The sequence below is a fragment of the Rhodococcus sp. WWJCD1 genome (assembly GCF_002258735.1).
Lineage (GTDB): Bacteria > Actinomycetota > Actinomycetes > Mycobacteriales > Mycobacteriaceae > Rhodococcoides.
On record NZ_NOXY01000020.1, the window covers coordinates 363,614 to 381,425 of the forward strand.

The 17,812-nt window shown below is 64.2% G+C and carries 16 protein-coding genes; 13 read left to right on the forward strand and 3 right to left on the reverse strand.

Translation table 11 applies throughout. From position 1 onward, the window contains the following. Window positions 1-38: 38 nt before the first annotated feature. Both CH286_RS14040 and CH286_RS14045 read right to left on the reverse strand, forming a co-directional pair. Complete coding sequence (locus tag CH286_RS14040) at window positions 39-1,004, reverse strand: glucosyl-3-phosphoglycerate synthase (protein WP_094609623.1); 966 nt, start codon at window positions 1,002-1,004, stop codon at window positions 39-41. Window positions 1,005-1,037: 33 nt separating this feature from the next. Continuing rightward, entirely contained in the window at window positions 1,038-2,057 is a 1,020-nt protein-coding gene (locus CH286_RS14045) for an alpha/beta hydrolase (protein ID WP_094609495.1), read from the reverse strand. Window positions 2,058-2,319: 262 nt separating this feature from the next. Here CH286_RS14045 and CH286_RS14050 point away from each other — a divergent pair, with 262 nt between their 5' ends. The 11 genes from CH286_RS14050 to CH286_RS14100 all read left to right on the forward strand — a co-directional run bounded on the left by CH286_RS14050 (window position 2,320) and on the right by CH286_RS14100 (window position 14,825). Then, window positions 2,320-3,774 (forward strand): condensation domain-containing protein, encoded by a 1,455-nt coding sequence (locus CH286_RS14050; protein ID WP_037148707.1) that lies wholly within the window; start codon window positions 2,320-2,322, stop codon window positions 3,772-3,774. Next, a complete protein-coding gene (locus CH286_RS14055) occupies window positions 3,771-5,222 on the forward strand; it encodes an MFS transporter (protein ID WP_080734300.1) in 1,452 nt (483 codons plus the stop codon). The genes CH286_RS14050 and CH286_RS14055 overlap by 4 nt, the downstream gene beginning before the upstream one ends. A gap of 103 nt (window positions 5,223-5,325) precedes the next feature. Then, a complete protein-coding gene (locus tag CH286_RS14060; RefSeq protein ID WP_094609496.1) occupies window positions 5,326-6,534 on the forward strand; it encodes a lipase family protein in 1,209 nt (402 codons plus the stop codon). Continuing rightward, the gene (locus tag CH286_RS14065; RefSeq protein ID WP_094609497.1) at window positions 6,531-8,297 is read left to right on the forward strand and encodes a CocE/NonD family hydrolase; all 1,767 of its coding nucleotides are present in this window, start codon (window positions 6,531-6,533) and stop codon (window positions 8,295-8,297) included. Before CH286_RS14060 ends, CH286_RS14065 begins: the two co-directional genes overlap by 4 nt. A 35-nt stretch (window positions 8,298-8,332) precedes the next feature. Continuing rightward, window positions 8,333-9,532 carry a lipase family protein gene (locus CH286_RS14070; protein ID WP_441347123.1) on the forward strand — a complete coding sequence of 400 codons (1,200 nt, stop codon included), beginning with the start codon at window positions 8,333-8,335 and terminating at the stop codon, window positions 9,530-9,532. Between the two features lie 166 nt (window positions 9,533-9,698). Continuing rightward, a complete protein-coding gene (locus CH286_RS14075) occupies window positions 9,699-10,256 on the forward strand; it encodes a DUF3558 domain-containing protein (RefSeq protein ID WP_094609498.1) in 558 nt (185 codons plus the stop codon). A 45-nt stretch (window positions 10,257-10,301) separates the two neighbouring features. After that, window positions 10,302-10,670, forward strand: a complete 369-nt coding sequence (locus CH286_RS14080; protein WP_255182653.1) for a hypothetical protein — start codon at window positions 10,302-10,304, stop codon at window positions 10,668-10,670. 227 nt (window positions 10,671-10,897) lie between these two features. Further along, window positions 10,898-12,061: a low temperature requirement protein A gene (locus CH286_RS14085; RefSeq protein ID WP_094609624.1), complete on the forward strand. Its 1,164-nt coding sequence runs from the start codon at window positions 10,898-10,900 to the stop codon at window positions 12,059-12,061. A 12-nt stretch (window positions 12,062-12,073) separates the two neighbouring features. Continuing rightward, entirely contained in the window at window positions 12,074-12,829 is a 756-nt protein-coding gene (locus CH286_RS14090; protein WP_032380367.1) for a phosphoglyceromutase, read from the forward strand. Between the two features lie 137 nt (window positions 12,830-12,966). Beyond that, window positions 12,967-14,139, forward strand: a complete 1,173-nt coding sequence (locus tag CH286_RS14095) for a sensor histidine kinase (RefSeq protein WP_032401855.1) — start codon at window positions 12,967-12,969, stop codon at window positions 14,137-14,139. Further along, window positions 14,136-14,825, forward strand: coding sequence for a response regulator transcription factor (locus tag CH286_RS14100; protein ID WP_032380369.1), 690 nt, complete (start codon window positions 14,136-14,138; stop codon window positions 14,823-14,825). The genes CH286_RS14095 and CH286_RS14100 overlap by 4 nt, the downstream gene beginning before the upstream one ends. A gap of 68 nt (window positions 14,826-14,893) precedes the next feature. Here the strand turns inward: CH286_RS14100 and CH286_RS14105 are convergent, their stop codons facing one another. Continuing rightward, window positions 14,894-15,646, reverse strand: coding sequence for a hypothetical protein (locus CH286_RS14105; protein WP_052058698.1), 753 nt, complete (start codon window positions 15,644-15,646; stop codon window positions 14,894-14,896). Between the two features lie 78 nt (window positions 15,647-15,724). On the opposite strand from CH286_RS14105, the gene CH286_RS14110 reads away from it, so the two are divergent. Both CH286_RS14110 and CH286_RS14115 read left to right on the forward strand, forming a co-directional pair. Further along, entirely contained in the window at window positions 15,725-16,678 is a 954-nt protein-coding gene (locus tag CH286_RS14110) for a Ppx/GppA phosphatase family protein (RefSeq protein ID WP_032401856.1), read from the forward strand. Then, the gene (locus tag CH286_RS14115) at window positions 16,675-17,811 is read left to right on the forward strand and encodes a hypothetical protein (RefSeq protein WP_032401857.1); all 1,137 of its coding nucleotides are present in this window, start codon (window positions 16,675-16,677) and stop codon (window positions 17,809-17,811) included. The genes CH286_RS14110 and CH286_RS14115 overlap by 4 nt, the downstream gene beginning before the upstream one ends. The last annotated feature ends 1 nt before the right edge of the window (window position 17,812 follow it).

Here is a 17,812-nt window from a genome sequence, read left to right on the forward strand (position 1 = left end):
CACCGTGTTCGTCGGTGGAGGGTGCGTCTGTATTCGGGTCAGACCGGCGCGCTCATCGAGTGCCGCCGGTTGGCACGTAGGTAGTCGTCGACGGTGATCAGCGGGGGACGGTCGACCGAGGACAGCGGTGCCACACTCATCGAGACCTGAGGTCCCGTGGTCGAGAAGGTGGTGAATCCGGCGCCGGAATCGCCGATACCGAGCCGCGAGAACATCGTGGCGATGATCTGTCGACTCATGACGGCCAACTCGGAGGTCGGCCGATTTCGATGGCGGCGCGTTCCGAGTCCGATCTGCCCGATCGTGCCCGCACCCGAGCGGTGATACGTGTCGAGCAGCAGTCCGATCTCGACGCCGTAACCGGGGGCGAAGGGCAGAGTTTCCAGCAATCGGCGAGTGGCGGCGTACTCGCCGCCCAGCGGCTGGAAGACGCCGGCCAGTTCGGGACGAAGTGCGGTCAGCAGGGGCCGCACCGTCAACTGCGTGACGCGTCCGCCACCATCCTCGTCGGTGCTGTCACCGATCGTCAGAGGGCGACGGTAGAAGCCTTTGACCAGTTCGACACCCTCGTGCATGAGCAGCGGACCGACGAGCGACGGCACGAAGTGCGAGCCCGGATCGACCAGATCCGAGTCGACGAACACCACGATGTCGCCCGAGGTGGCCGCTACTCCGCGCCACAGGACCTCTCCCTTTCCGCCGACGACGGGTAGGGCTGGGAGCACCTCTTCCCTGGAGACGACCGTGGCCCCGGCCGCGCGCGCCCGGACAGCCGTGCGATCGGTCGAGCCCGAATCGAGCACGACCACTTCGTCGATGAGACTTCCCAGATGGGGAGTCATCGAGGCAATCACGTCCGCGACGGTGTCTTCCTCGTCGAGGGCAGGGAGGACGACCGAGACCGTTCGGCCGCGTTTGGCCGCGATGATGTCGGCGAGCGGCCAGGGTGAACGGGCCCAGGTGGCGGCAAGAGCAGGAGTGCCCATGGTGTCGGTTCGGCTCATCGAGTTTCCTTCGTCATCGCTGGAAGTCACGGCTCAGGAGGTGGTCGGCAGTCCCATCGACGGCGCGATCACCGACCACGAGTCGTGTAGGTCTTGTTGCCAATAGGCCCACGAATGGGTTCCGTTGGGTCGGAAGTTGTAGGTGGCGGGGATGTTCAACTCCTGCAGGCGCTGCTGCATCTGGTGCGAGCACGAATCGGTGGTCGCCTCGATGACGGCACCGACGGCAAGCTGCTGGGCGAGCTTGCCGTAGTCACTACCGATGCCGGGTCCGCCGGGCACATCGAACGCGCCGGGCGCTCCCGTTCCGCTCGAGATGTACACCGCGACACCACGCAGGCCTTCGGCGTTGACGTACGGGTCGTTGGCAATCCAGTCGGCACTGCCTGCAGGCCCCCACATGTTCGCGGTGGATCCACCGCCGCGCGCTTCGACCACGGATCGGACGTACATCTCGCCCACCGGGTCGCTGGTACGGGCACATCCGCTGTACGAGGCCACGGATCGGTAGACGGAGGGATGGGCGATGGCCAGCTGCAGAACCGACGTCCCGGCCATCGAGATACCGGCGACGGAATTGACGCCGTTGCTGTCGAGCAGTGCGTTCATCAACGGCGGAAGTTCGATACCGAGAAACGTGGACCACTTGTTGCGGCCCAGCACCGGGTCGTCGTGCAACCAGTCGGTGTAGTAACTTGCAGCGCCACCCCGTGGGACCACGACGTTGACGTTCTTGTCACCGAAGAAACCGGCGATGTCGGTCTGATCGAACCAGCTGCTGCCGCCGTCTCCGCCGGCTGCACCGTTGAGCAGATAGAGGGTGGGCGCACCGGGTGTCTCCGCCCGAAAGATGTCGACGACGACGTCGCGGTCCATTGCCGCGGAATGCACGTGCACGACGTCCCGGCGTTCCCCGATGCCTTCTACTCCGACGACCGACGATGCTGTCTCGGCAGTTGCCACTGCTGCTGTGCCCGACGTGAGAACAAGGACGGTCGCGAGCACACTCAGGGCCGAAACGGTCGCATCACGCAGGCGGTATCGGTCGATCATCTACCGTTCCTGACATCGTGGGGGGCAGCGCGGAGCCTGGTTGTCGGTCAGCGCGATGAGTGTCCGACGTTAGATCGATTGTCTGGCCCCCACCACAATCTTGACGATCCTTCAGTTCTGACACAGATATCTCGCGCATCGTTGTCGATTTTCCAAAATGCCGGGCCGTGGGGTGTTCTCCGTCTCGCTCGAATGGTGCACTGGCCCCTCCGACGCACCGCACTGTGCTGCGTCGTATCTCTCCCCTTCGAAAGGTTGTGTCGTGGTTGCATTCGGACTCATCGACGAGTGGAAGCCCGCTCCAGGACCACTCACCACGTGGTCGCCTACCGACGCCTCACGGGACGCTGCCGCAGCGGCACCCGTCCATCCGGCACGTCCGTCCCACATCCAGCAGGCGTACCTCGAGGCCGCGTTCCGCAACCGAGGATCGTCCTTTCGCTTCTCCAGACTGTGCCTCGTCACGTTCCGCATCGAAGGAAAGTTGGACAGCGCAGCAATGGGGCAAGCGTTCAATACGTTTGTCAAGCGGCATGATTCGTTCTCGAGCTGGTTCGAGACCACGTCGGTCGGATCGGTGCGCCACGTCGTCGACGTCGACGACATCGTGCTCGAGCCGACTGCCTACGGTGTGCCCTCGAGTGCCGCCGATATCCGCACGCACGTGCAGGACACCACCCCGGGGCCGGAGAGTTGGAACTGCTTCTCCTTCGGGACGATCGAGCACGACGACCATTTTGTGGTGTACGCGGCGGTCGATCACCTCGACACCGACGGCATTTCGCAGGCGCTGACGTACTACGAGTTGCGACAGCTCTATCGCAACGCGGTGACGGGGGAGTCCGATGGACTGTTCACCCCGGGCAGCTACATCGAGTACTGCCGGCGCGAGCGCAGCGAGAGCGACACCACGACTCTGGAGTCCGCGGCCGTCCGGACCTGGATCGATCTGGTGACGGACAACGGCGGCGATCTTCCGACATTCCCACTTCCGCTGGGACGCAACAGTATCGACTACACGAGGACGTCGCACAATTCGTTTCCGCTGTTCGACGGCGCGAAGGCGCAGGCCGTCGACGACGCATGTGCCGGAGTGGGAGCAAAATTCATCGGAGGCATCTTCGCCGCGGCAGCCCTGGCGGAATACGAACTGGCCGGCCGAAGCAGCTACCTGGGCCTGACGCCCAAGAGCACTCGAACTCTGCCGGGCGAATTCGCCTCGATCGGTTGGTTCTCGAGCCTCGTTCCCGTGCAGTTCGAGTTGGGCACGCAGCCGACGTTTCTCACCTTGGCAGTCCTTGCTCAGCAGGCATTCGATTCCGGGAAGCTGCTGGCGAACACGTCCTACCATCGAGTCCTCGAACTGGTCGGCCCGGAACACGGAATCACCACACAACCGGGGTGGAACGCGCCGATGATCTCGTACGTCGACGTCCGAAAGCTGCCCGGTGAAGCCGAACTCGACGCGGCCGGGGCCGGGCTGTACGGCAACCGTGGAAGCTCGGAGGAAGTCTTCATGTGGGTCAACCGATTCGAAGATCACACCGGCGTGGAATTTCTGTACCCGGGAACGGACGAGGCCGATCGCTCGATCGATCTCTACTTCGCCAAGATCTCCGAGATCTTCACTGCTGTGGTCGAATCGGGCGACTACGTACCGCAGCTCCCCGATGCGAGTACGTTCGCGCACGAGCTTCCGGACGTCAGCAGGGTATGACACGCCGACGCAGCGGCTCGTGGATGACGCTGTGCGCCTGTTTGCTGGCGGTGACGATGCAGATGATCGACGTCACGGCCGTGACCGTTGCGCTGCCCACGATCGCCCTGGACCTCGACGGGACAGGTGCACAGCAAGTCTGGGTACCAGCGGCGTATCTACTGGCATTTGCGTGCGCGCTCCTCACGATGGCGAGAGCAGGTGAGGTATTCGGGCGTAGAAACACGTTCGTCGTCGGCACTGCGATGTTCGCGTCGACGTCGGTGTTGTGTGCGTACGCGCCCACCATCGAACTACTGATCCTCTGTCGCGTCCTGCAGGGAATTGCGGGTGCCGCCATGTCCGCTCAGACCGTGGCCATCGTGACCGCAACCTACTCCGGGGCGCGGCGCACCACTGCGTTCGCCTTGTACGGCGGCACGGCAGGGCTCGCAGGTCTGGCCGGACCGGTCATCGGCGCGGTCCTGCTTCACCTCGATATCCTCGGAACAGGTTGGCGAGCAATATTTTTGATCAACGTTCCGATCTCGGTGGCGGCAATCGTCCTCGCCCGGCGGTATGTCTCCGCCGGCTCGGGGCACGTGCTGTCGGGTGGCCTGTTCGATCCGATCGGGGTTGCCCTGTGGTCGATCGGTGCTGTGTCGATCGTGTACCCCATCATGACCAGCGCGAGTCCGATGGCCGCGGTACCCGCATTCGGCATCGGCCTGGTTCTGTTGGCCGTCTTCGCGATGTGGGAACGGCGAAGGAGCGCGGCGGGTGCACACGTCATGGTCGATACCCGCATTTTCGTCGAGCGTGGGTTCACCTGTGGGTGCGTCGTCTCGGCGCTGGTGTACGGCACCTTCACTGCATTCGTTCTGACGATGTCGGTGACGCTGCAGACCGGACTGGGCGACAGCGCGTCGACGGTGGGAGTGATCACGATCCCCTTCGCCATCGGGGCTGTTGTCGCGTCGCTGGCCGCGCCGATAGCGTTCCACCGCTGGGACTCTCGCGTAGTGGCGGTAGGTGCGGCCACGATGGGAGCGGCGCTGTTCGTCCTCGGTGCCGCCGTGGATCACTTCGATCGGCCCGGCTTTCCGTGGCCGATGACCATCCCACTGGTTCTGGTCGGGGTCGGCCTTGGGTCGGTGATCGCGCCGCTGCAGAGCACCATCGTCGCCGGTGTGAGCCCGGATGCCATCGGCTCCGCGTCGGGGATCCTGCCGACGGTCCAACAAGTCGGGTCGGCGGTGGGTACCGCGGCCGCCGGTGCCGTGTATTTCGCGATGCTTCCCGCGCTGCCGGTGGCGTCGGATCATCTGGCCTCGCAGCAGAACGTGCTGTTCGGACTGGCAGCGACGATGGCCGTGGCCACCGCTGTCGCGATGGCACTGCCACGAGGCGATCGAGCGGCCGCCGAATGCGTGCGAGAGCCGTTGACGGCACCCCAGCGGTCACCATGACCGGCAGGCCCCGAACGACAAATGCCGATCCGAAAATCGACCTGAGACTTCCCCGGTCCGACGAATGGCCCGGGCCCAATGAAAATCGAGAAGAGCTTTCATCATGCGCCGCACCCTCTTGACCCTGACGACCGCCGTCGGGCTGATGTCGATGCTGTTCGTCACTGCACCACACGCGTCGGCCGCGCCGACCGATCCGACACCGGTGCTCGGCACGCTCTATGCGGCTGCGGCGGACCTGACCGGTAAGAACAACGGTGACGTCGTGGCGAACAGGCGGTTCTCGAGTCCCTTGTACCCGGGTGCCGACATCTGGCAGATCCAGTATCGATCGTCCGACTCCCGAGGAGACGCGATCGCTGCTGTGACAACCGTTCTCGCGCCGGCGAACCGCGCACCCGGTGGGCCACTGCTGTCGTATCAGCCGTTCGTCAACGCGCTCGGGTTGCAGTGCGCGCCGTCGGAATCGCTGTTCGGGGCCGATCCGACGACCGGTGTTCAGGAGCGTGAATTTCTCAACCTGGCCCTGATGCGTGGCTGGTCGGTCGCAGTCCCGGACCACCTCGGTCCCAAAAGTGCTTATGGCGCAGCCAAGCTCGGCGGTCAGATCACACTCGACGGAATTCGCGCCGCGCAGCGGGTTCCCGAGCTCGGACTGTCGGCCAGTCCGGTAGGAATGGCCGGGTATTCGGGTGGTGGAATGGCAACGGCGTGGGCTGCCGCGCTCGCACCGAGCTATGCACCCGAGCTGAACATCGTCGGTGCCGCAGCCGGAGGGGTGCCGGCCGATCTGGACAACATCGCTCGCGCGTTGGGTTTCCAGCCGCATCAGGCATTCGGGCTCGCGTTTGCCGCGGCCATCGGACTCGAACGCGAGTACCCCGACCGTCTACCGATCACGGCTCAGCTCAATCCCACCGGTCTGGCGTTGAAGGATCAGGTCTCGAATGCGTGCACACCGGTGATCCTTGCTACCGGAGCCTTCAAGAGCGCACTGGCGGTCTCGACCACTACGTCGTTGGTGGACAGCCCCGAAGCGCAGCAGATCATCGACGAAAACAGTTTGGTGAAGTATGCGGGAGTTCCCACGGCACCCACGCTGCTGTGGGGAAGCGACAACGACCCCTTGATCCCCATCGGTGCTCTGCGCGACACTGCCGCACGGTACTGCGCGAACGGGGCGACTCTGCAGTTCGACGTCGTTCATGCCCCGCAGCACATTCAGGCGGCATTCGAGGGTCTTCCCGCTGCGCTTACATTCCTGGACAACAGGTTTCGAGGTGTCGCACCGCCGACGAACTGCGTCCGATGAAGCTGTTCTCGACCGTCGTCGGTGTCACCGCGACCGCTCTGGTCGTGGCCACGGCACCCGCTCATGCAGCGGACCTTCCGGTGCTGGCCCCGCAATCGTTCGGCGACTTCTCGGTGCAGACCCGATATTTCGACGTCGCGGTTGGTCCTGAGCGGGATCAGCACTGCACTGTCGTGGGCGACATCTATGTTCCAACTGGTCTCGGACCGGACAACCGGGCTCCGGCCATCCTGACCAGCAACGGTTTCGGCGGATCCAAGGACGATCAAGCGGGCGCCGCAGCGAGATTCGCGACCCACGGCTACGTAGTTCTGTCGTACTCCGCCTTGGGTTTCGGTGGCTCGACGTGCAAGATCTATTTCGCCGATCCCGATTACGACGGCATGGCGGCGTCGGACCTCATCGGCTACCTTGCCGGCGACAGCGAAGGCGTGTTCACCGACGCCGCTCTCTCTGTCGAAGCTCCCGTTCTGGACGTCGTTCGCCTCGATGCTCCGCAGGATCCCCGCGTCGGCTATCTCGGTGGTTCCTATGCCGGTGCAACGGGATTGGCGGCAGCATCGGTGGATTCGCGACTGGATACCGTCGCGTCGATGATCACGTGGAACGATCTGGCTCGCTCGCTGGCACCGGACGGAGCCGGACGCAGGTCGGTCGGCCCCGTCAAGAGCGTGTTCGGTTCGGCTTTTCTGGCGGCCGGTGCCGTCCTGACCGGTCCCGGAGGGTACGCAGCCGATCCGGCGCGGGCACAGGGATGCCCGAACTATGCCCAGTGGGTCTGCGACGCCGCGTCCGCCTTCGCTGCCAATCGCGAACCGGACCCGGGAACTCTGGCGGCGATGCGTCACGTCTCACCCGTGGACTATCTCGATCGAGTCGATGTCCCGGTTCTGCTCACGCAGGGCCAGAAGGATTCACTGTTCAGCCTCGACGAGGCGGCAGCCACGTTCGAGACTCTGCGGGCGCGCGGAGTGGAAACGTCCATGGTCTGGCACTCGTGGGGACACAACGATCGGAAGGGCTATCCGGGGGAGTTCGACATCAAGGCCCCCGATCCGTTCAATCAGCACGAAGCGGCGCTGGTGGGCAATTGGCTCGACCGACACCTCAAGGATCGTGACGTCGACCCAGGGCCGGCATTCACCTACTTCCGAGATTGGGTGCCCTACACCGGCGTCGCGTCGCCGGCCTACGAGGAATCGGACACATTTCCTGTCGGCACCAGGCGCACATTCGACGTGGCAGACGGCACGCTGTCCGAGAATGTTGCCTCGAACAATGCTTGGACACAGACGATTCGGGATGCGGGATCGCCGATGCACACCACCTTGGGGCTGCCGAACATCGCCGCGGAGGTTCCAGTGCCTCGGGTCTCGCTGCCCGGTTCGGCCGTGACCTGGACAACCGCGCCGCTGGCCGAACCGGTCGACGTCGTCGGTGCACCGGAGCTGTCCATCAGTCCCACGGTGTCCGGGCCTGCGACGGTCTTCGTCACCGTGCTCGACGTCGCACCGAACGGTGTGCGGAGTCCGATTCACGGGCTCGTCGCACCCGCCGTCCTCACCGGATCCGCGGACCCGGTGACGATCTCGCTGCCCAGCATCGTCCATCGATTCGACCGCGGCCACCGCATCGGAGTCGACATCGCCGCTTCCGACCCGTCCTTCGCCGGTGGACCCGGCCCGGCGGACGTCACCTTCTCCTCGACGGATCCGATCAACCAGTTCTCTTTACCCATAGTGCCCATGAAAACAGTGCCGTGACACTTCGATTTGCTTACTCCGAAAGGCTCACCGTGATCCGAAAATTCTTTGCCCTGGGGTCCATTCTGGTGGCACTCTGCGCGTCCTTGTTCGCCACGGGGACAACAGCTTCGGCGGCTCCTGCGCCGACGATCCCCGATCCGGACGTCTTCTACGCGGCACCGGCGGACATAGCCGATCACGCGCCGGGTGACATCCTCGCCAGCCGTCGGGCCGACGCATGGATGTATCCCAACACCGACATCTGGCAACTCAAGTACCGGTCGACCAACTCCGCAGGTGCTCCCGTTGCCGCGGTGACCACCGTGCTGATGCCCCGAGGCCGAGGTGCGGGCACCCCGCTCGTGTCGTATCAGGCAGTGATCAATGCTCTGGGTGTGAAATGTGCACCATCGCATGGTCTTTTCACGTACGAGATCGGTGAAGCTCCGAGCCTGTACCTCGGGATGGTCGCCCGCGGTTGGGCGGTTGCGGTGCCGGATTACCTCGGACCGAACGGTGCCTACGGTGCTGCCGAATACGAAGGCCGTTTGACGCTGGACGGGGTTCGCGCCGTGCAGAACTTCGAGCAGCTGCCGTTGAAGGAGAGTCCGGTCGCTCTGCTGGGCTACTCCGGCGGTGCGCTGGCAACATCGTGGGCCGGTGCCATGGCACCCACCTACGCCCCCGAGCTGAACATCGTCGCCACCGTGCAGGGCGGTATTCCTGCCGACCTCGAACTGATCGCAAAGAACCTGGGTTACAGCCCGATTCCGCACCCCGCGTTCGGAATGGCGCTGGCCGCATCGCTCGGACTCGAACGTGAATACCCGACCGAGTTCCCCGTCTCGGAGAACCTGAATGCGGCAGGCCTGGCGTTGCGAGATCAGGTGAGTAACCAGTGCAGGCGTCCGATCATCATCGGCGGAGCGTTCAAGAGCGCGCGGGATCTGTCGAACGTCGACATCGCATCGCTGCCGTCCGCGCAGGCGGTGTTGAAGAAGAACAGTCTCGTCGACTACGAAGGCGTTCCGACGGCACCGGTGTACATGTGGCAGGGAATCAACGACTTCATCACCCCGTTCGCGCCGGTGAAAGAAACCGTCGATCGCTACTGCGCAGCCGGTGCGACCGTTCAGTTCCGGGCGTACCCGTTCGCGGAGCACTTCAGCGGATCGCTCGTCGGACTGCCCGAGGCCTACGCCTACGTGGACGCACGATTCCGAGGTGAGCCGGCACCGTCGAACTGCGCCTGATTCTTGTCTCGGTAGTGACCTCACACCTTTTCTGACGACTGTGCGCCCTCGCTCTGAAGTGAGCGGGGGCGCGCAGTCGTCAGTAGGGGTGTGAGGTCGTCGTGGAACCGAGCCGACGTTCGCCGCGTCCAAGGGGTGAGGTGGGTTCGACGAGGGGAGTGGCGGCGTGACGCGGTGGTGGGTGACAGGCGTGGTCGGGGTGATGGTTCTGGTCGCCGGATGTGGCGATTCGACGTCGGGAGCGCCGGTGGCGGATTCGCCGACCTCGACGTCAGCAGCACCGATCGCAGCCGAGCCGTGGGATCCGTGCAGCATCCCGAACAGTGCCATCGTGGCCGCGGGATTGGATGTGGGGAGCAAGACGTCGACGTTGGTCGGAGACAGGCCGATCTCCACCGATTGGATGATCTGCTCCTGGAGGAACCCCGATCCAGGCTCCTGGTACTTCCTCGGAGTGTTCTCCTCGGACCACGATCTCGCGTACCTGAAAGGAAACGATCAGTTCGGCGAGTTTGTCGAAGTCGATAATGCTGGTGCCGTGCAGTTTCGGCGAACCGCGAATTACGACGAGGTCAGCTGTGGTGTCGCTTATGAAGTGGTTGGGGGAATTGTCTATTTCATTCTCGACGGGCGTGCTTCCCGCGAGCCGCAGGGCGATCCATGTGTCGAGGTCGGTCGGGTTGGAAGAGCGCTCCGCTCGTCGTTGCCACCGTCGAGCCGATAGTGAGGAGCTGCTGTGGAATCAGGGCCGAATGAACTTGGGGCTGCGATGCTGACCTGGCGGGGATTGGCTGCGCAGGCCGACTCGGCACAGCTGCAAATTCCGGAGGGCGTCGCGTTTCAGTGCGACAAAGTGTGCGCAGATTACGTCTTGCACCTCGAGTTGATGCTCGAGAAGACGAAGTGGTTGGTCGACACGGACGCATATGGCACCCTTCCGTCGGCTCAATTGCTGGGTGCGAAGTTCAAGCGACTGGCCGACGGTGAAGAAGGGTCGGCGGCTGCTGTGATCCGTCAGCACATCGAGGTCATCGAATTGATGCGCTCGGTGTTTCGTCGCTATTTCGTCGACACCGAAGCGGTCGATCAGAGTGTGGGAGCTCGGATCGGCGGTATCGGAGCGGGTCTGGGGGAGTAGGTCCGCAACCTCATACCCTTTCTCTCGACCTCGCACCCCGGCTGTGCCCTGAATCCCGGCGCGCGGTCGGTAAAAAGGGTGTGAGGTCTCGCAAATAGCCGCGCCGTACCGTCGAACATGCCCGAAATGTCCGTAAAGACAACCGCAGCAACACAATCGAGACAACGTTCGCGAATGGGATGACTTAGTCTGCGAGCGTGAATCTCTCCACTGCACGTCTGGTGCCGATGCGACCGCGTGATCCCCAGGAGCCGCACCGGGCCGCGAGTCCGCTCGAATTGTTCTTCGACCTCGTGTTCGTGGTGGCCGTGAGTATCGCGGCAGTGCAGCTCCATCATGCGCTCACCGAGAACCACCTTGCCGACGGTCTTCTGAGCTATGCGCTCGTGTTCTTCGCGATCTGGTGGGCATGGATGAACTTCACCTGGTTCGCCACGTCGTTCGACACCGACGACTGGCTGTATCGCGCGTTGACCGTTGTGCAGATGGCCGGAGTCCTGGTGCTCGCCGCGGGGATCGAATCGGCGTTCGTGGACAAGAATTTCGCGATCGTGGTACTCGGCTACGTCGTAATGCGCGTGGCGATGGTGACGCAGTGGGTTCGAGCATCTCGGTCGAGTGAGTACAAGAAGACCGCACTGTCGTACGCGATAGGCATTGCGGGAGTGCAGGTTCTGTGGATTCTCTGGATGGTGCTGCTCGACGGTACGGCCGCTGTCATCATGTTCTTCGTGCTGGCGGCTGCCGAGATGTCGGTTCCGGTGATCGCCGAACGCAGCGGCTCGACGCCGTGGCATCCGCATCACATCACCGAGCGCTACGGGCTGTTCACGCTGATACTGCTCGGCGAAAGTCTGCTCGCATCGGCCAACGCCATCATCGAGGCGCTGCACGACGAGACGGCTCTGGCACCGTTGATCTCCATTTCCGTCCTCACACTCGTCGTCACCGCGAGTCTGTGGTGGATCTACTTCTGGCCGCCGCATCACCGGGCAATCGGAAAGTTCGGCAACTCGCTGATCTACGGCTACGCGCACTACTTCATCTTTGCGGCCGCCGGCGCGTTCTCGGCCGGCATCGAGGTCGAGATCGACGTGCTCACCGAACACAGCAAGCTCGGCGACGTCGCCGCGTCGTTCACCGTCACGGTGCCGATTGCGATATTCGTCCTCGGAGTGTGGCTGATCGCGATTCGTTCCAACGCGGATCGCGTCGTCAACATCGCGGTTCCGGTGGGCGCCCTACTCGTGTTGTTCGACCCGATCATTCCCATCCCGATCACCCTCACCGCCGCGGTCATGATCCTCGTCGTCGGCGTGCTCGTCGCACGCGGGCCACGACCCCCAGCGTTAGGTCGTTCCGCAGGCTCCACTCCCCAGCGTCCCGCATGAGAAACTGACCACATGAGTATCGGAACCCTGATTCTGCTCCGCCACGGCGAGAGCGAATGGAACGCGTCCAATCAGTTCACCGGTTGGGTCGACGTGCGACTGACCGAGAAGGGTGAGGCCGAGGGCAAGCGTGCCGGTCAGCTCCTTGCCGAGGCCGGAGTGCTGCCCGACCTGCTGTACACCTCGCTGCTGCGTCGCGCGATCAGCACCGCGAACCTCGCGCTCGACGCGGCCGACCGCCACTGGATTCCTGTCGTTCGCGACTGGCGACTGAACGAGCGGCACTACGGCGCGCTGCAGGGCTTGAACAAGGCCGAGACCAAGGACAAGTACGGCAACGAGCAGTTCATGCTGTGGCGTCGTAGCTACGACACCCCGCCGCCCGCCATCGAGGTCGGCAGCGAGTTCAGCCAGGATGCCGATCCCCGCTACGCCGATCTGGACAGCGTTCCGCTGACCGAATGCCTCGCAGATGTGGTCGAGCGGCTGATCCCGTACTTCGAGGAGACGATCGTCGCCGACCTGAAGGCAGGCAAGACCGTGCTCGTCGCCGCACACGGCAACTCGCTGCGTGCGCTCGTGAAGTACCTCGACGAAATCTCCGACGCGGACATCGCCGAACTGAACATTCCCACCGGTATCCCGTTGCAGTACGACCTCACCGAGGTCGACGGCAAATTGAAGCCCACCAATCCGGGCGGCACCTACCTCGATCCGGAAGCAGCGGCCGCGGGAGCTGCTGCCGTGGCAAATCAGGGCGGTAAGTAACTCCACCGCGCACAAACCGGCAGTTTGTCGAAACTGCAGGTGAACGAACGAAGAACACTGCCGACGAGGACTATGACGACCAGGGAGTTGCCTGCACCCTGCGTATGTGAGCTGTCCATCGAACGTACGATTCCGGTGTGAGTGTTGCATCGGCCGTACTACTGGCAATTGCCGCGGCCTTCGTGGGATACCTCGTCGGCGGTGTTCTCATCCCGTACCTCAACACTCGACACTCGGAGCGTCGCCGCGCCACGTCCGGCCTGACGATGTCGCAGGTACTGGACCTGATCGTGCTCGCGTCGGAGAGCGGCATCGCCGTCGTCGATCAGTTTCACGACGTCGTGCTGTCGAATCCACGGGCCGAGGAGCTCGGTTTGGTGCGTAACCGTTCGATCGACGAGCGCGCCTGGGCTGCGGCGACGAAAGTACTGTCCGACGGCCATCCCGTCGAAGTCGATCTCAGCTCCAAGGCTCCGCGACCGGGCCGCGACAAGATCGCCGTCCGATGCGTCGCGCGCCTGCTCAGTAAGGAAGACAAGCGCTTCGTCGTACTGTTCGCGGACGACGATTCCGAGCAGGTGCGGATGGAAGCGACGCGTCGCGACTTCGTGGCCAACGTCAGTCACGAACTCAAGACACCCGTCGGTGCGATGAGCCTGCTGGCCGAGGCGCTGCTCGAGTCCGCGGACGATCCGGATTCCGTTCGGCATTTCGGCGGCAAGGTCGTTGCCGAATCCAAACGTCTGGGCAACATGGTGACCGAGCTGATCGCGCTCTCGCGATTGCAAGGGGCTGAGAAGCTTCCCGACCTCGAGGTCGTCGACGTCGACACCGTCGTCAACGAGGCGATGGACCGCTCCAAGCTCGCCGCCGAGAACGCCGGCATTTCCGTCACCACGGATCACCCGAGCGGACTCGAAGTACTCGGCGACCAAGCTCTACTGGTGACGGCGCTCGCCAACCTCATCCAGAACGCGATCGCGTACTCGTCCAACGGATCGCCCGTCTCGGTCAGCCGGGCACTACGCGGCTCGCAGGTCGCGTTCGCGGTCACCGACCGCGGCATCGGCATCGCCAAAGGCGACCAGGAACGCGTCTTCGAACGATTCTTCCGCGTCGACAAAGCTCGGTCGCGGGCCACCGGCGGCACAGGCCTCGGCCTGGCCATCGCCAAACACGTCGCAGCCAACCACAACGGCAGCATCTCGTTGTGGAGCAAGCTGGGCACCGGATCCACCTTCACCCTCCAGATCCCCGCGTACTTCGAAGAAGAAGACGACGCTGCGGTTACAGAAAGAGAGAATCAGTGACCAACGTCCTGATCGTGGAAGACGAAGAGTCGTTGGCCGATCCACTGGCCTTCCTGCTCCGCAAAGAAGGGTTCGAGGCCACCGTCGTGGGCGACGGACCTTCGGCTCTGGCCGAGTTCGATCGCGCCGGAGCGGACATCGTGCTGCTCGATCTCATGCTCCCCGGGATGAGCGGCACAGACGTGTGCAAGCAATTGCGTTCGCGCTCAGGTGTTCCCGTCATCATGGTGACCGCACGCGACAGCGAGATCGACAAGGTGGTCGGCCTCGAACTGGGAGCAGACGACTACGTCACCAAGCCCTATTCGGCACGCGAGCTCATCGCCCGCATCCGCGCGGTACTGCGTCGGGGCTCCGACGCCGAGGTCGACGGCGGAGTCGACACCGGAGTGCTCGAGGCCGGCCCGGTGCGAATGGACGTCGAACGCCATGTGGTGATGGTGGGATCCGAGCAGATCACGTTGCCGCTCAAGGAATTCGACCTGCTCGAGTACCTGCTGCGCAATTCCGGTCGAGTGCTCACCCGCGGACAGTTGATCGACCGGGTGTGGGGAGCCGACTACGTCGGCGACACCAAGACATTGGATGTGCACGTGAAGCGACTGCGCTCCAAGATCGAGGCGGACCCGGCCAAGCCGGAACATCTCGTCACCGTGCGCGGACTGGGTTACAAGCTCGAGGGGTAGTGCGCTGCGCGCAGTGGTGTGAACAAGTGCCCCCTGCGGGCTCTTAACCGCACCACTGCCGGAGGCACTTATCGGCGCTGGGCCTCACGAGTGGCCGGGTGTACGGCGATCAGACCCAGGCCACGGCGACGCTTGCACAGTGACGCCAATTCGTCGTACGCGGCTTTGCCGAGCAGCTCGGTCAATTCGGGCTTGTAGGACTCGAACACCTGCTTCGCGCCGACGTGGGCGTCGGGTGAGCCGGAGCAGTACCAGTGCAGATCGAGACCGCCTTCGCCCCAGCCGCGGCGGTCGTATTCGCCGATGGTGGTCTTGAGAATCTCCGAGCCGTCCGGCCGCGTCACCCAGTCCTGGGTGCGCCGGATCGGCAGCTGCCAGCACACATCGGGCTTGACCTCGAGCGGCTCGATGCCCTTGCGCAGCGCCATCGAGTGCAGCGCGCACCCGATACCGCCCTCGAAGCCGGGACGGTTCTGGAAGATGCACGCACCCTTGTAGCGGCGCGTACGCAGCGACTGCTCGTCGTCGAGATCGTCGTATTCGACGTATCCCTTCTTGCCCAGACCCTTGTCCATGAGCTGCCAGTCCTGCGGGGTGAGCAACTTCACCGACTCGTCGAGCTTGCGCTTGTCGTCGTCGTCGGACAGGAATGCGCCGTGCGAGCAGCACCCGTCGTCGGGCCTGCCCTCGACGGTTCCCTGGCATGCCGGAGTGCCGAAGACGCAGGTCCAGTTGGACAGGAGCCACGTCAGATCGGCGGCGATGAGGTGTTCCGAATTGTCTGGATCTGGGAATTCGACCCATTCTCGTGGGAAATCCATCTCGACCTCTGCAGCGAACGGTGGCTGCTCACGACCTGCTGTCACAAACGACGACGCTAGACCCAGTACCGTGGACCTGTGCGATTAGGGGTGCTCGACGTCGGTAGCAACACGGTGCATCTACTTGTCGTGGACGCCCACCGCGGCGCTCACCCCACCCCGATGAGCTCGAGCAAGGCAACGTTGCGCCTCTCCGAGAACACCGATGCGCACGGAAACATCACCCCTGCGGGCGCGGATCGCCTCGTGAACGAGGTTCGTGAGTTCGCAGCCATCGCCGAACGTTCGGGTTGCAGTGAACTGATGGCATTTGCCACTTCCGCAGTGCGCGACGCCTACAACTCGGAGGACGTGCTCGCTCGAGTGCTCGCCGAAACCGGAGTTTCCCTGCAGACATTGTCCGGCGTCGACGAGGCCCGGCTGACATTTCTCGCGGTTCGACGCTGGTACGGCTGGAGCGCCGGGCGCATCCTCGGACTCGACATCGGCGGCGGATCGCTCGAACTGGCCAGCGGAAGCGACGAGAATCCCGACGTCGCGTTCTCTCTGCAGCTCGGTGCCGGTCGCCTCACCCGCGATTGGCTCGACGAGGATCCACCGGGCAAGCGTCGTATCGCGGTTCTCCGGGATTGGCTGGATGCGGAATTGGCGACCCCCGCCAAGGAGTTGCTCGCGGCCGGCGACGCCGACCGGGCCGTGGGAACGTCGAAGACATTCCGTTCGTTGGCTCGCTTGACCGGTGCCGCGCCCTCCGCGGCCGGTCCCAGAGTGACGCGGACGCTCACTGCGAGCGGCTTGAGGCAACTCATAGCCTTCATATCGCGGATGACGGCCGCCGACCGTGCAGAATTGGAAGGCGTCAGCGCCGACAGGTCGCCACAACTGGTGGCCGGGGCATTGGTAGCGGAGGCGAGCATGCGGGCATTGTCGGTGGAGTCACTCGAGATCTGCCCGTGGGCGCTGAGGGAAGGTTTGATTTTGAGGAAGCTGGACACCGAAACCGACGGCGATCTGGTGGGGAGTTCGAGATGAGCGAGAACAATCCAGAAGACACCGGGCAGATCTCGGTTGCCGAGCTGTTGGCCCGAAACGGCCAGCAGACGAACCTGAGCACCGGTGGACGCCGTCGCCGAGGCGTCAAGGGCGGCATCTCCGTCGCCGAGCTCACCGGTGAAATCCCGGTCGTCCGGGACGAGCCGGGCAGCCGTAGCGCCCCGGTGGTCGACGCGCCCGCCCCGCCTCCGGCCGACCGTGACACGCCGGCCACCGGCCGAGTCGAGGCCGACGACGATCGCGTGACGCCCGACGACGCGCCCGCATTCCTGTCCTCGCGGCCACAACCGGCCCGGCCGCAGAGCGCTCGCCCGACCGCGTTCCAGCCGGTAGCCAGGCGCGAGAAGCAGCAGCCCGAGCCCGAACTGCTGTCCGGCTCCACCACGGTGGCCGGTGACCTGCTCAACCGGTCGCACGACGACACCGAGCGCGGTCATCGTCCGGCTGCGCCGACGACGCCACCGGATCGTCAGCCGTATGGATCCACCGCGGCCGAACAGGGGCGGAACCGCAAGCCCGCAGGATTCACCGCGCCGCGCCAGGTCGAGGTGGCCGAGCCGAACACCGACGTCACTCCGCGAGCAGCGGTGATCGACGTCGACGACGTCGCCAAGACCGCGGTGTCTGCGCGCATTGCGCGCCCGGACGACACGGAGTCCACCCCGACGGGCAAGGTCGCTTCGACCGAGGAACCTGCGACATCCGCTCCCACAAAGGCCGTCGATCTCGTCGAGCCGGATGCAGAGCGCGACGCCGAGGACAACACTGCTGCGGCACCGGAAACCGAAACCGATGCGAGTCCCGCGACCCGATCCGGCCGCCGTGCTTCGGCCGCCAAGGGCAAGGGCGGTGCGGTTCGGCAGTGGCTCGTGCTCGTGGGTCAGGCAGTGGTGGCCGTCGTCGTCGGCGCATTGCTGTTCAAGGGCTTCGAACAACTGTGGGACGTGTTGCCATGGGTCGCCCTGGTGCTGTCGGTGCTGGTGATCGTCGGTCTCGTGGCAGTGGTGAGAATTCTCCGGCGCACCGATGATCTGATATCGATCGTCATCGCGATCGCCGTGGGTGTGTTCGTGACGCTCGGTCCGCTCGCCTTCCAGCTCAGTACCGGCTGAG